Below are 13206 nucleotides of genomic sequence, written 5' to 3'. Positions count from 1 at the left end.
GTCCTGCCCTCCGGGCTGGTCGGGCGGCAGGTCGCCGGCTACCGGCTGGAGCAGGAGATCGGGCGCGGCGGCATGGCCGTGGTCTACCGGGCCAAGGACCTGCGGCTCGGCCGGACCGTCGCGATCAAGCTGCTCGCCCCGGAGCTGGCCCGCAACGAGGTGTTCCGGCAGCGCTTCATGCACGAGTCGGAGGCCGCCGCCGCGATCGACCACCCGCACATCATCCCGGTGTTCGAGGCGGGCGAGCAGGACGGCATCCTGTTCCTCGCGATGCGCTACGTCGAGGGCGGCGACCTGCGCGCCCTGATCAACCGCTCCGGCCCGCTCCCGGTCGGGCGGGCCGTCCGGCTCGCGCTCCAGATCGCCTCGGCGCTGGACGCCGCCCACGGCCACGACCTGGTGCACCGGGACGTCAAGCCGGGCAACGTGCTGGTCGCCGCCGGAACGGACAGCGAGCACCCGGAGCACCTCTACCTGGCGGACTTCGGCCTGACCAAGAAGTCCCTCTCGCTCAGCGGCCTGACCAGCGTCGGCCAGATCGTCGGCACGCTCGACTACGCCGCACCCGAGCAGATCTCCGGCAAGCCGCTGGACGGGCGCTGCGACCAGTACGGCCTCGGCTGCGTGGTGTTCGAGATGCTCGCGGGCGCCCCGCCGTTCCGCCGGGAGAGCGACCTCGCGCTGCTCTGGGCGCACCTCAACGACCCGCCGCCCGGGCTGCGCGAGCACCGGCCCGAGCTGCCGGCCGGCGTCGAGGCGGTGGTGGCCCGGGCGCTGGCCAAGCGGCCCGGGGAGCGGTACCCGAGCTGCCTGGGGTTCGTCGCCGAGCTGCGCGCGGCGAGCACCGCCGGCGCGCCGGAGCCGTGGCGCGCGGACGGGCCGCCCACCCGGGTGGTCCCGGCGCTCGCCGCCGACCCTCCGGCGGTGCCGCGGCCGCCCGCCTGGGCCGCGGCGGTCGTCCACCCGCCGCCGTACCCGTCCGGAGGGAGCCGTCCGCCATGAACGCCCTGAGTCAGGTCTTCGCGGTGGTCGCCGCGGCGGTCCACCTGATCGTCTGGCCGCTGGAGAGCTTCCTGTACGGGCATCCACGGGTGCGCCGCCTGCTGACCGGCAGCACGGCGGACGCCCCGGAGGTCCGGCTGTGGCGCGTCAACGTGGGCTTCTACAACCTGTTCCTGGCGCTCGGCCTGGTCACCGGCCTGGTCCTGCTGCACACCGGGCACCCGGCTGCGGGGCGGGCGATGGTGCTCTACATCGCCGCGTTCATGGTCGCGGGCGGGACCACCCTGTTCGTCTCGGAACCCAGGCTGTGGCGCGGGGCGCTCGGTCAGGCCGTCCCGGCGGCCGTCATCCTTCTGGCCGAGGTTTTCTGACTCCGCGTCACCGGTTTCACCGCCGTCCGGCGGGGCTACACTCCGCCTACCCCGCGAAGGTCGCGGAGGCTGGGGGTGGCGGACAGCAGTGGTCAGGATCCCGATCACCGACCGGTACGTCGTCGGTCTCGGTTGCCGAGTGAGCGTCGAGCACGGGCCCACCGTGACGAAGGTGAACTGGCACGTCGCGCACCTGCCGGAGGGCGGCTCGCCCCGGCCCACCGGCGGCAACCAGGAGATCGGCCTGATCTGTCCGCGCTGCACGCGGTCGTTCTCGGTCCGGGTGGAGACCGCCGCCAGGGCGCGGGTCAAGCAGCGGGTCCAGCGGGTGGTGGGCTGGCTGCTGGTGCTCTCGCTGCTGGCCACCGTCCCCCTGCTGATCCAGCTGGGCGGCCGAACCGTCGAGGAGGGCGACGACCAGACGGTCGACAACATCGGCCTGCTCCTCGGCCTGGCGGCCGCGGGCGTGATCGTCGGCCCGTCGCTGCTGTTCGGGGCGAGCATGCACGACGGCGTCGGGAAGCTCCGGCAGATCCGGACGGACGGCCGCAAGACCAGATGGGTGCAGGGCCACCGGCTGTTCTGAGCCGGGGCCGCGCCGCCTGCCGGCCCGCGCACCGGCCACCCCCTGCTCGGCAGCTCGCGCCGGTCACCCCGGGTCCGTCACCCCGGGCCCGCCGACGCCTTGCCCGCCGACGCCTCGCCTGCCGGCACCTCGCCGCGGTGCCGCACCCGGGTGGCGAGCAGGGCGCCGAGCGCGCCGGTGAGCAGCCCCCAGCCCGCCGCGAGCGGCACCGCCGTCCAGAGCACCGGGCGCAGGGTGAGGCTGCCGCTGCCCAGCCCGGACAGCGGGTTGTCGCCGCCGAGCACGGCACCCAGCAGGTCGCCCAGGCCGCCCTGGCCCAGGCCGACGCCGAGCACGGAGAGCCCGTAGTCGGCGTCCACCCGGGTCCACAGGCCGACCAGCAGCACGGTGACGGCCGTGGCGAGCCCGAACCGGACGGCGTGCTGCCAGAGCCGGACGGTGCGCGGCGAGCGGCTGGCCGCCAGGAAGGCGGCCGCCAGCAGCAGGACGGCGGCCAGCGGCAGCAGCCACCAGCTGCGCGCGTCCTGCTCCGCGAGGGTGCCGAGGTCGATGGTCGCCGGGCCGCCCCCGGGGGCGCGCAGCACCGTGCTGAGCGGTTTGGGGACGGGCAGGCCGAGCGCGCCGACCAGCCGGCCGTGCCATTCGGCGCCGAGCCCGACGCCGAAGGCCAGCCAGACCAGGTCGGGCAGCGCGAGCAGGACCACGGCCAGGGTCTGCCGGGCGTTGCCGTGCACGACCGCGGTCAGCACCCCGGCCACCGCGCCGATCGCCAGGTACGCCAGCAGGACCGTCCAGAGCGCGAACGCGGCCGGCCGGACGGCGAGTTGGTAGCGCACCAGGGCGGGCGGCAGCGGGGCGCGCCGGGACACCGCGAAGGTGACCGCGAGCACCAGCAGCAGCCAGGCCAGCCCGATGCCGACGGTGGTCGGGCCGTCCGCGTGGAAGCCGACCTCCGGGGTGAGCCCGAGCGCGCCGCTGAGCGACTGCGCGAGGTCGCCGCCGAGCGGGACGACGAAGCTGTGCCGGGCGCCGACGGTGAGCAGCACCAGGGCGAGCAGCCAGACCAGCACCGTCCGGCCGATCCGCCCGAGCAGTTCACCGCCGCCCGCGACCGCGCGGAAGCGCAGCTGACGCAGGAACACCTCGGCCATCACGACCGCGCCGACCACCGAGACGCTCAGCGGCATCGCGCTGATCCCGGCCTCGATGGACGCGACGTTCCCCGCTCCGCCGTCGAGTTGGACGTCGCCGCCGACGGCGAGCGCGAGCGTCGCGGCCAGTACGGCGGGGAAGCCGCCGTCCGGGAGATCGTCGGCGCCGGCCAGCCAGAGGCCGAGCGCGGCCACCGCCGCCATCGCGACCAGCCCGGCCAGCACGACGGCGAGCGCGTCCAGCCAGCCGCGCACGGCGCCGGGCGGGCCCGCGGCCCGGGTGGTGGGCTGCTGCATGCCGCCTCCTCGTCGCTCGCGGGGTGCCCCGGATCCGGCCCGGGGCCCGGGCTCGAACGACCGCCGGAGGACTCCCGTCCGGCTGCCGACCGGCTTCCGGTGGGGTTTCCAGGGTGGCCGACGTTCGGTGGCCACGCTCGGCGACGCCCGGAGCACCTGCTGTTGCGACGAAGGGGTCGGCGGGGGACAAAGGGAAGCCAGTGGCAGGAGCTTCCCGGGTCGGCCGTTCGGCCGGCCACCTGCGAAACGGAGCATCGATGACGTCCCAACCGCCTCCGTCCGGCGCGGCCGGCGAACCCCCGCACGGTCCCCCGTCCGGTCCCCCCTCCGGGCCGCTGGCCGGTCCACCGTCCGGCGGGGGTGCGTCCGGACCGACGTCCACGCCTCCGCCGCCCTCAGGTCCGTTCGGGGGCTCCGGCGCCTCCGGCTCAGGCGGCGGCGGGCGGCCGGGCGGGCCCGGCGGGTCGTCGGCGGGCGGCCCCGGGCGCGGCGCGCGCACACCGTGGTGGCGCTCCCGGAAGGGGCTGGCCGTGGCCGCGGGCGCGGTGGCGGCGGCCGTGGTGGCCACCGTGCTGATCACCAGCAACAACAAGGGCGGCCACGACACGAGCGTGCCGACCGCGAACGAGGTCGCCCTGCAGACCCCGGCCGACCCCGGGCCGGCCCCCTTCACCCCGTCGGTGGAGACCCAGGGGGTGAGCGCACCCGCACCCGCCCCCGCCACCCCGACGGCGCAGCAGCCGGGCGGCACCTCGCCCAAGAGCACTTCGCCGGCGGCGCTCCACAGCGTCGAGGGCGGCTCCGCCGGACTGTACGGCGGGACGATGAACAAGCCGAGTTGCGACACCGAGCGCCTGATCGGGATGGTCTCGACCGGGGACGCCGGGCGTGCCTGGGCCTCGGCGGCCGGCATCGCGCAGGCCGACATCCCCGGCTACCTGCGCTCGCTGACCTCCGCCTACCTGCGGGTGGACACCCGGGTGACCAACCACAGCTACAAGAGCGGCGCGGTGGTCGAGTACCAGTCCGCGCTCCAGGCGGGAACGGCCGTCCTGGTGGACTCCCAGGGCGTGCCTCGGGTGCGCTGCTCCTGCGGCAACCCGCTGAAGCCGCCGAAGCTGGTGAGCAACGCCAAGTACACCGGCAAGCCGTGGACGGGCTTCCAGCCGACCACGCTGGTCGTGGTCGTGCCCGCCCCGCGGCCGGTGACCGAGATCGTCCTGGTGAACATCGAGACCGGCGGGTGGTTCGCCCGGCTGACCGGACGGATCGAGATCGTGGACCGGCACGTCGAGCCGCCGAAGGGGCCGCTGGTGCCCGGCATCCCGGCGCCCGGCCCCTGGAAGCCCTCCACGCCCTCGGGTTCGGCGACGGCCTCCGGCGCCACCACCTCCGGGGCCACCTCGTCCGGGCCGAGTTCCTCCGGCGCCACGTCGTCCGGGCCGAGTTCCTCGGGCGCGACCAGTTCCGGGGCCACCTCGTCCGGCCCGAGCTCGTCGGGCGCGACGAGTTCCGGGGCCACGTCCTCGACCGGTTCGGGCCAGCCGTCCGGGTCGACCGCCACGACGGGCACGCCCTCCTCCTCGACCGGCACCTCGACGGCCACCCGGTCACCGACCGGCACCACCTCGAGCGCCCCGACGGCGACTGGCACCGGCACGACGAGCGCGGGCACGACGACCACCGGTACGACGACCACCGCCACCGGCCCGAACACCCCGACCGCGACCTGCGCGACCACGGCCCCGTCCACCCTGCCGCCCTGCCCGACCGCGTCGGCCGCCACCCAGAGCTGACCCGACGCGGAACCGAACCGGTGCGGAGCCGACCCGGCCCGACGCGCCACCACCCCCGCTGCCACCGGCCACCCTCCGGCCGGTGGCAGCGGCACGCCTCAGGGAAGCAGTACCCGCGCGTCCTCGGGCCCGAGCACCCGGCCGTCCGCCGAGCGCACCTCGACCGGCGCGACGGGGGCGCCGGACTCGCGGTCCACCAGGCGCGCCCGGGGCTCACCCTCCTGGAAGAACCACTGGTCACCCCACTGCCGCAGCGCCGTGATCACCGGGAACAGCGCGCGCCCCTTCTCCGTGAGCACGTACTCCTGGTACGGGCTGCCGTCGGCGGCCGGCGCGAGAACGAACACGCCGTTGGCGACCAGGTTGGCCAGCCGGGAGGACAGGATGTTCTTGGCCAGGCCGAGGTTCTTCTGGAACTGCCCGAAGCGGCGCAGCCCGTCGAAGGCGTCACGGACGATCAGCAGCGTCCACCCGTCGCCGACGACGTCGAGCGGACGGGCGACCGGGCAGGTCGATTCCTCGTGCGTGGTGCGTCTCGGCACTTCTCCCACCTCTCAGCTGTCGCCCGTCACCGGTCGGCGCCCAGCGTACCGATCATGACGTGGTTGCTTATCAAAACCAGAATATGCCATGGTGCTGCGGTAGCACTTTGAAACCACCGCGCCCTTCGAGGGAGTCCCGCCCATGATCTCTCCCGCCCGCAGCGCCACCTCCGCCACGTCCGACACCGCCCTGACCGCTGCCGGCTCCGTGACTGCTGCCACGTCCGACACGGCCGTCACGTCCGAGACCGCCTCCGGGGCCCCACCGCGCGGCCTGTCACCCGTCATCGCCTGGCTGCTCTCCGTCGCCTGCGGCCTCGCCGTCGCCAACGTCTACTACTCGCAGCCGCTGCTCGACCTGATCGCCCGGGACTTCGGCATCGCCCCGGCGACCATCGGCCTGGTCGGCACCCTCACCCAGACGGGCTACGCCCTGGGCCTGCTGCTGCTCGTGCCGCTCGGCGACCACGTCAACCGCCGCACCCTGATCACCGCCCAGCTCGGGCTGTCCGCCCTCGCCCTCCTCGCCGTCGCACTCGCCCCCTCCGCTCCGCTGCTGCTCGCGGCGATGGCCGCCGTCGGCGTCCTCGCGGTCGTCGCCCAGGTGGTCGTCGCCTACTCCGCCCAACTCGCCGCGCCGGGCGACCAGGGCCGCGTGGTCGGCACCGTGACCAGCGGCATCGTGGTCGGCATCCTGCTCGCCCGCACTGTCGCCGGAACCATCGGCGACCTGGCCGGCTGGCGCGCCGTCTACGTCGCCTCCGCCGTCGCGACCGCCGCCATGGCCCTCGCCGTCGCGGCCGCTGTCCCGTCCGAGCGGCACCGGACGGCCGAACGGATCGGCTACCCGCGCCTGGTCGGCTCGGTGTTCGTGCTCTTCGCCCAGGAGCGCGTGCTCCGCGTCCGAGCCGTCCTCGCGCTGCTCAGCTTCACCTCCATCACCGTGCTGCTCACCCCGATGGTGCTCCCGCTCGCCGCACCGCCCTTCGACCTCAGCCACACCGAGATCGGGCTGCTCGGCCTCGCCGGCGCCGCCGGAGCCCTCGGCGCCGGGTACGCCGGCCGCCAGGCCGACCGCGGCCGGGCCGAACGCACCGCCGGAACCGGCCTCTCGGCGATGCTGGTCGGCTGGCTCCCGGCCGCCCTGCTGCCGCACTCGGTCTGGTGGCTGGTGCTCGCCATGGTGGTGATCGACTACGGCCTGCAGTCCGTCCACGTCGCCAACCAGCACCTCCTGTACCAAGTCCGCCCCGAGGCGCAGAGCCGCCTGACGGCCGGCTACATGCTGCTCTACTCCGCCGGGTGCGGCGCGGGCGCGATCCTGTCCACCGTCGCCTACGACCACGGCGGCTGGACGGCCGTCTGCCTGCTCGGCGCCGCCACCAGCCTCACCGCGCTCGGCTACTGGTGGGCGGCGGCCCGCCGGTGACCGCCGCCCGGCTCCGCACCGCTCAACTCCCCTCCGCCGGCGCGGCCGTGGCGAGGACCTGGCGCAGCACCCGTATGCCCTCCCGCCACGCCGGGCCCTCCGCCGTCTCGTCCCACAGCTCGGCGAGCTCCGACTCCTCAGCGACCACCCGGTCGAGCGCCTGCACCGCGAGCGGGCGCAGCTCTTCGGCGAGCGGCGGCAGCGGCTCCTTGGGGCCGTAGGCCGTGGTCACCGCCGCCCCGCCGGGGCACTGCGCCGCCACCAGCGCGGCGGCGGCGACCGCCTCGCCCGCCTCGTCCGAGTCCAGGAAGTCCTCCGCCCGGACGGCGCACAACAGCGCCGACCGCAGCAGCGCCTCGCGCTCGCCCGGCGCCGCGTCGTCCAGGCCGCCGCCGAAGTCCGCCGCCGTGTCGTTGTCGAAGTGCCCGATGTCCCAGGTGCCCATTGCCGATCCCCTCACGCCGCTCGTGTTCGTGTGCGACGGATGCTTGCACACCCCACTGACAATCCGCCGGGCCGACGGATATTCGCTGGTCAGCGCGGCACTGATGGGGCATCGTACGGTCATGACGACCACGCAGGGGCTCGACCGGGACGGGTACATCGCGCGGGAGGGCTCGCTCGACCGGGTGCCGCCGGCGTTCGCGCCGGTGGTCACCGCCGCCCGCGAGCGGATCAGCGGGGCCTTCGGTCCGGAGCGGCTGCACAGCGCCTACCTCTACGGCAGCATCCCGCGCGGCACCGCGACCCCCGGCGTCTCCGACCTCGACCTGCTGCTCGCCCTGCACCACGAGCCCACCGCCGCGGACCGGGCGGCCGCCGACGCCCTGGAAGCCTCGCTCGACGCCGGGTTCGCCCAGGTGGACGGCGTCGGCGTGCTGCTCTTCGGCACCGGCACACTGCTCGGCGAGCTGGAGCGCCACGACCTGGGCTGGTTCGTCGCCTGCCTCTGCACCCCGCTGCTCGGCGAGGACCTCGCCACCCGGCTGCCCCGCTACCGCCCCACCTCGCTGCTCGCCCGGGAGACCAACGGCGACCTCGCCCTGGCCCTCCCGCACTGGCGCGAACGCCTGGCCACCGCCGGCACCGAGGCCGACCTGCGCCGCCTCGCCCGCGTCGTCTCCCGCCGCCTGGTCCGCACCGGCTTCACCCTGGTCATGCCCCGCTGGGGCGGCTGGACGAGCGACCTCGCCACCTCCGCCGAGGCCTTCGCCGGCTACTACCCGGACCGCGCCGGCCAGTTGCGCCTGGCCGCCGACACCGCCCGCACCCCCACCGTCGACCGCACCGCCCTGGCCGTACTCATCGACGACCTGGGCCCCTGGCTCGCCGCCGAGTACGCCGCCGTCCACGGCGTGAAGGCGCCCCGCCCGTAACGGCGTCCGACGGCCACTCCGCCGCCCGGGCCACCGGGACGGTGAGGACGTCGGCACGGCGTTCATCACGATCAGGTTTCAGCCACCGGCCCAGGGCTTGCCCGACGGCCATGTAATCGATTCCAATCGTCGAAACGCATCGATGTAATCGATTCCACAAGGAGGTGGGGCGGCTGTGACGAGCATCAAGGACGTCGCCGCCGAGGCAGGCGTGTCCGCCGCCACTGTCTCGCGTGTCCTGAATGAGCACCCTTCGGTGAGCGAGGACGCCCGGGCGCGGGTGCTGGCCGCCGTCGCGTCGCTCGGGTACCGGCCCAACGCGGTGGCACGGTCGCTGCGTACCGATCAGACCCACACCCTGGGCCTCGTGATCAGCGACGTGCTCAATCCGTACTTCACCGAGCTCGCGCGCTCCGTGGAGGAGGAGGCGCGGGCGCTGGGGTACAGCGTGATCATCGGGAACGCCGACGAGCGGCCCGAACTGCAGGACCACCACGTGCGGACGCTGCTGGACCGCCGTATCGACGGGCTGCTGGTCTCGCCCACCGACGGCGGGTCGCCGCTGATGCTGGACGCCGCCCGGGCCGGGACGCCGATGGTGTTCGTGGACCGGTGGATCCCCGGCGTCGACGTTCCGGTGGTGCGGGCGGACGGGCGGGGTGCCGTACGGGACCTCGTCGTGCACCTGCACCGGCTGGGGCACCGGCGGCTGGCGATCATCGCCGGGCCGGCGGCCACCACGACCGGGCAGGAGCGGGTGGAGGCGTTCCGCGAGGCGCTGGAGGAGTGCGGCCTCGACCTGCCGGACCAGTACATCGGCCAGGGCGACTTCCAGGCCGCCAGCGGCCGGCGGGCGACCGAGCGGTTCCTCGACCTCGCCGAGCCGCCGCAGGTCGTGTTCGCGGCGGACAACCTGATGGCGCTGGGTGCCCTGGACGCCGTACGCGCCCGCGGTCTGCGGGTGCCGGACGACATCGCGCTCGCCGCGTTCGACGACATCCGCTGGTTCGTGCACACGGACCCGCCGATCACCGCGATCGCCCAGCCCACCGGCGAGCTGGGCCGGGCCGCCGTGCGCGCGCTCGTGGACCGCATCGAGGGGCGGGCGCCGCGCTCCGTGACGCTCCCCGCCCGCCTCGTCGTCCGCCGCTCGTGCGGCGAGGTCCCCGCAACGGAGAGGAGCCGGTCGTGAGCGACGCGGACGAGTTGCTGCGCATCGAGGGCGTGCGGAAGACCTTCCCCGGGGTGGTCGCGCTGGACGGCGTCGACTTCGACCTGCGGCGGGGCGAGGTCCATGTGCTGCTCGGTGAGAACGGCGCGGGGAAGAGCACCCTGATCAAGGTGCTCTCCGGTGCCCACGCACCCGACGAGGGCCGCGTCCTGGTCGGTGGCGAGGAGGTCCGCATCCACGGTGCGCGGGACTCCGAACGGCTCGGGATCGCCACCATCTACCAGGAGTTCAACCTCGTCCCCGATCTGACGGTCGCCGAGAACATCTTCCTGGGACGCCAGCCGCGCCGGTTCGGGATGATCGACCGCAAGAGGATGGAGGCGGACGCTTCAGCGCTCCTGGAGCGCGTCGGCGTCAGCGTCTCGCCCCGCGCGCGGGTACGTGAACTCGGCATCGCGCGCCTGCAGATGGTCGAGATCGCGAAGGCGCTGAGCCTGGACGCGCGGGTCCTGGTCATGGACGAGCCGACGGCCGTGCTGACCTCCGAGGAGGTCGAGAAGCTGTTCGTGATCGTGCGCCGGCTGCGCGAGGACGGCGTCGGGATCGTCTTCATCACGCACCACCTGGAGGAGATCGCCGCCCTCGGGGACCGGGTCACGGTCATCCGGGACGGCAGGTCGGTCGGACAGGTGCCCGCCTCCACGCCGGAGGAGGAGCTCGTACGGCTGATGGTGGGCCGGTCCATCGAGCAGCAGTACCCGCGCGAGCGGACCGTCCCGGGCGCCGCGCTGCTGTCCGTGGAGGGACTGTCCCGGGACGGTGTCTTCCAGGACGTCAGCTTCGAGGTGCGGGCCGGCGAGGTCGTCGGCGTGGCGGGGCTGGTCGGGGCGGGCCGTACCGAGGTGGTCCGGGCCGTCTTCGGGGCCGACCCGTACGACCGCGGCACGGTCCGCGTCTCCGGAGCCTGCCTGAAGCCGCACGACATCGGCGCCGCCATGACCGCGGGCATCGGGCTGGTGCCCGAGGACCGCAAGGGTCAGGGGCTGGTGCTCGACCAGTCGGTCGAGGAGAACCTCGGACTGGTCACCCTCAGGTCCGCGACCAGGGGCGGGATCGTCGACCTCGGGGGCCAGCGCGACGCCGCCGCGAGGATCGCCGGGCGACTCGGCGTACGGATGGCCGGGCTCGGTCAGCGGGTGCGCACGCTGTCCGGCGGCAACCAGCAGAAGGTCGTCATCGGCAAGTGGCTCCTGGCCGACACCAGGGTGCTGATCCTCGACGAACCCACCCGCGGCATCGACGTCGGCGCCAAGGTCGAGATCTACCGGCTCGTCAACGACCTGACGGCCGCCGGGGCCGCCGTCCTCATGGTCTCCAGCGATCTGCCCGAGGTGCTCGGGATGAGCGACCGGGTGCTGGTGATGGCCCAGGGCCGGATCGCGGGCGAGCTGTCCGCCGAGGAGGCCACGCAGGACGCGGTCATGTCGCTGGCCGTGAGCAACCCCACTACCGAACTGGAGGCCACCCGTGGCCGCTGAAACGCTCAAGAGCGGTACGGGCGCCGGTGGCGCCGCGACGTTGCGCCGTCTGCTGCTCGACAACGGCGCGCTGACCGCGCTGATCGTCCTCCTCGTCGCCATGTCGGCGCTGTCGGGCGACTTCCTCACCACCGACAACCTGCTCAACGTCGGCGTCCAGGCGGCCGTGACCGCCGTCCTCGCCTTCGGCGTCACCTTCGTGATCGTCTCGGCGGGCATCGACCTGTCCGTCGGTTCGGTGGCCGCGCTGTCGGCGACCGTGCTGGCGTGGAGCGCCACGTCGCACGGGGTGCCGGTGGCCGTCGCGGTGCTGCTGGCGCTGGCGACGGGCGTGGCCGCCGGCCTGGTGAACGGCTTCCTGGTCTCGTACGGCAAGCTGCCGCCGTTCATCGCGACGCTCGCGATGCTGTCGGTGGGGCGCGGTCTGGCGCTGGTGATCTCGGACGGATCGCCGATCGCGTTCCCGGCCTCGGTCTCCCACCTGGGTGACACGCTCGGCGGGTGGCTGCCGGTGCCGGTGCTCGTCATGGCGGCCATGGGCCTCGTCGCGGCGTTCGTCCTCGGCCGTACGTACCTCGGCCGCTCGATGTACGCCATCGGCGGCAACGAGGAGGCGGCCCGGCTCTCCGGCCTGCGGGTGCCCAGGCAGAAGCTCGCGATCTACGCGCTGTCCGGTGCGTTCGCCGCGGTCGCCGGCGTGGTCCTGGCCTCCCGGCTGTCCTCCGCGCAGCCGCAGGCCGCCACCGGGTACGAGCTGGACGCCATCGCCTCCGTCGTCATCGGCGGCGCCTCCCTCGCCGGGGGCACGGGCCGGGCTTCGGGGACGCTGATCGGCGCGCTCATCCTCGCGGTGCTGCGCAACGGGCTGAACCTGCTGAACGTCTCCGCGTTCTGGCAGCAGGTCGTCATCGGTGTCGTCATCGCGCTGGCCGTGCTGCTCGACACGGTGCGGCGCAGGGCCGGGGCCGCACCCGCGGCGGTCGGGGGGCCCGGCGGCGGACGGGGCAAGCAGGTGGCCACGTACGGGCTCGCGGCCCTCGTCGCGGTGGCGGTCGTGGGTGCGACGTCGTTCCTGCACGACGGTGCGAAGTCCGGCAGCCAGAAGGTCGGCCTCTCGCTCTCCACGCTCAACAACCCGTTCTTCGTGCAGATCCGCTCGGGTGCGCAGGCCGAGGCGAAGCGGCTGGGAGTGCAGCTGACGGTCACCGACGCGCAGAACGACGCCTCGCAGCAGGCCAACCAGCTGCAGAACTTCACCAGTTCGGGGCTCGGGGCGATCGTCGTCAACCCGGTGGACTCCGACGCGGCGGGCAACCCCGTGGCGGCCGCGGGCAAGGCGGGGATCCCGGTCATCGCCGTCGACCGCGGCGTCAACAAGGCCGGTGTGAACGCACTGGTCGCCTCCGACAACGTCGCCGGCGGTGAGCAGGCGGCGAAGGCTCTCGCCGACAAGCTCGGTGGCAGCGGGAGGATCGTGGTCCTCCAGGGGCTGGCCGGTACCTCCGCCGCGCGCGAGCGGGCCGAGGGCTTCGCCAAGGGGCTCCAGGCGTATCCGGGGATCGAGGTCGTCGCGCAGCAGCCCGCCGACTTCGACCGGACCAAGGGCCTCGACGTCATGTCGAACCTGCTCCAGGCGCACCCGGACGTCCAGGGCGTCATCGCCGCGAACGACGAGATGGCGCTCGGCGCGGCGAAGGCGCTCGGGTCCAGGGCCGGCGAGTCCGTGCAGGTCGTCGGCTTCGACGGGACTCCCGACGGGCTGACGGCGGTCGAGCAGGGGACGCTGTACGCGTCCGTGGCCCAGCAGCCGTCGCAGCTCGGGAAGATCGCCGTGGACAACGCGGTCAGGGCGATCAAGGGGGAGAAGGTCGAGGAGACCATCAAGGTGCCGGTGAAGGTGGTCACGAAGGAGAACGTGGCCGGGTTCAGCGGCTGAGACGGGTAAAG

The 13206-nt window shown here is 74.3% G+C and carries 12 protein-coding genes; 9 read left to right on the top strand and 3 right to left on the bottom strand.

The window, feature by feature from the left end; all coding sequences use genetic code 11:
- Nucleotides 1-3: 3 nt before the first annotated feature.
- The 3 genes from ACZ5GH_RS33155 (at nucleotide 4) to ACZ5GH_RS33145 (ending at nucleotide 1959) form a co-directional block, all read left to right on the top strand.
- On the top strand, nucleotides 4-1002 hold the full coding sequence (locus ACZ5GH_RS33155) for a serine/threonine-protein kinase (RefSeq protein ID WP_464336916.1): 999 nt from the start codon (nucleotides 4-6) through the stop codon (nucleotides 1000-1002).
- Nucleotides 999-1373, top strand: coding sequence for a DUF1304 domain-containing protein (locus tag ACZ5GH_RS33150; protein ID WP_387753431.1), 375 nt, complete (start codon nucleotides 999-1001; stop codon nucleotides 1371-1373). The genes ACZ5GH_RS33155 and ACZ5GH_RS33150 overlap by 4 nt, the downstream gene beginning before the upstream one ends.
- A gap of 139 nt (nucleotides 1374-1512) precedes the next feature.
- Nucleotides 1513-1959: a hypothetical protein gene (locus ACZ5GH_RS33145; protein WP_464336131.1), complete on the top strand. Its 447-nt coding sequence runs from the start codon at nucleotides 1513-1515 to the stop codon at nucleotides 1957-1959.
- A 77-nt stretch (nucleotides 1960-2036) separates the two neighbouring features.
- On the opposite strand, the gene ACZ5GH_RS33140 is transcribed toward ACZ5GH_RS33145, so the two are convergent.
- Complete coding sequence (locus tag ACZ5GH_RS33140) at nucleotides 2037-3407, bottom strand: streptophobe family protein (RefSeq protein ID WP_464336130.1); 1371 nt, start codon at nucleotides 3405-3407, stop codon at nucleotides 2037-2039.
- A 530-nt stretch (nucleotides 3408-3937) separates the two neighbouring features.
- Here ACZ5GH_RS33140 and ACZ5GH_RS33135 point away from each other — a divergent pair.
- On the top strand, nucleotides 3938-5203 hold the full coding sequence (locus tag ACZ5GH_RS33135) for a DUF6777 domain-containing protein (RefSeq protein ID WP_387753439.1): 1266 nt from the start codon (nucleotides 3938-3940) through the stop codon (nucleotides 5201-5203).
- A gap of 98 nt (nucleotides 5204-5301) precedes the next feature.
- On the opposite strand, the gene ACZ5GH_RS33130 is transcribed toward ACZ5GH_RS33135, so the two are convergent.
- Entirely contained in the window at nucleotides 5302-5745 is a 444-nt protein-coding gene (locus tag ACZ5GH_RS33130; RefSeq protein ID WP_387753441.1) for a winged helix-turn-helix transcriptional regulator, read from the bottom strand.
- A 142-nt stretch (nucleotides 5746-5887) separates the two neighbouring features.
- On the opposite strand from ACZ5GH_RS33130, the gene ACZ5GH_RS33125 reads away from it, so the two are divergent.
- On the top strand, nucleotides 5888-7174 hold the full coding sequence (locus tag ACZ5GH_RS33125; RefSeq protein ID WP_464336129.1) for an MFS transporter: 1287 nt from the start codon (nucleotides 5888-5890) through the stop codon (nucleotides 7172-7174).
- A gap of 22 nt (nucleotides 7175-7196) precedes the next feature.
- On the opposite strand, the gene ACZ5GH_RS33120 is transcribed toward ACZ5GH_RS33125, so the two are convergent.
- Nucleotides 7197-7619, bottom strand: a complete 423-nt coding sequence (locus ACZ5GH_RS33120) for a DUF4259 domain-containing protein (protein WP_387753447.1) — start codon at nucleotides 7617-7619, stop codon at nucleotides 7197-7199.
- A 121-nt stretch (nucleotides 7620-7740) separates the two neighbouring features.
- Here ACZ5GH_RS33120 and ACZ5GH_RS33115 point away from each other — a divergent pair, with 121 nt between their 5' ends.
- The 4 genes from ACZ5GH_RS33115 (at nucleotide 7741) to ACZ5GH_RS33100 (ending at nucleotide 13195) form a co-directional block, all read left to right on the top strand.
- Nucleotides 7741-8550 (top strand): nucleotidyltransferase domain-containing protein, encoded by an 810-nt coding sequence (locus tag ACZ5GH_RS33115; protein ID WP_387753450.1) that lies wholly within the window; start codon nucleotides 7741-7743, stop codon nucleotides 8548-8550.
- Nucleotides 8551-8725: 175 nt separating this feature from the next.
- Nucleotides 8726-9742, top strand: coding sequence for a LacI family DNA-binding transcriptional regulator (locus ACZ5GH_RS33110; RefSeq protein ID WP_387753453.1), 1017 nt, complete (start codon nucleotides 8726-8728; stop codon nucleotides 9740-9742).
- Complete coding sequence (locus ACZ5GH_RS33105; protein ID WP_387753456.1) at nucleotides 9739-11259, top strand: sugar ABC transporter ATP-binding protein; 1521 nt, start codon at nucleotides 9739-9741, stop codon at nucleotides 11257-11259. The genes ACZ5GH_RS33110 and ACZ5GH_RS33105 overlap by 4 nt, the downstream gene beginning before the upstream one ends.
- Nucleotides 11249-13195 carry an ABC transporter permease/substrate-binding protein gene (locus tag ACZ5GH_RS33100; RefSeq protein ID WP_387753458.1) on the top strand — a complete coding sequence of 649 codons (1947 nt, stop codon included), beginning with the start codon at nucleotides 11249-11251 and terminating at the stop codon, nucleotides 13193-13195. The genes ACZ5GH_RS33105 and ACZ5GH_RS33100 overlap by 11 nt, the downstream gene beginning before the upstream one ends.
- Nucleotides 13196-13206 lie beyond the last annotated feature (11 nt).

This window comes from Kitasatospora sp. Xyl93 (assembly GCF_055383135.1).
This window is presented reverse-complemented; position numbering and strand designations above follow the sequence as displayed.

Coding starts and splice junctions, on each gene's coding strand:
- ACZ5GH_RS33115 (WP_387753450.1), top strand. CDS start 7,741: ATGACGACCACGCAGGGGCTCGACCGGGACGGGTACATCGCGCGGGAG.
- ACZ5GH_RS33125 (WP_464336129.1), top strand. CDS start 5,888: ATGATCTCTCCCGCCCGCAGCGCCACCTCCGCCACGTCCGACACCGCC.
- ACZ5GH_RS33140 (WP_464336130.1), bottom strand. CDS start 3,407: ATGCAGCAGCCCACCACCCGGGCCGCGGGCCCGCCCGGCGCCGTGCGC.
- ACZ5GH_RS33120 (WP_387753447.1), bottom strand. CDS start 7,619: ATGGGCACCTGGGACATCGGGCACTTCGACAACGACACGGCGGCGGAC.
- ACZ5GH_RS33150 (WP_387753431.1), top strand. CDS start 999: ATGAACGCCCTGAGTCAGGTCTTCGCGGTGGTCGCCGCGGCGGTCCAC.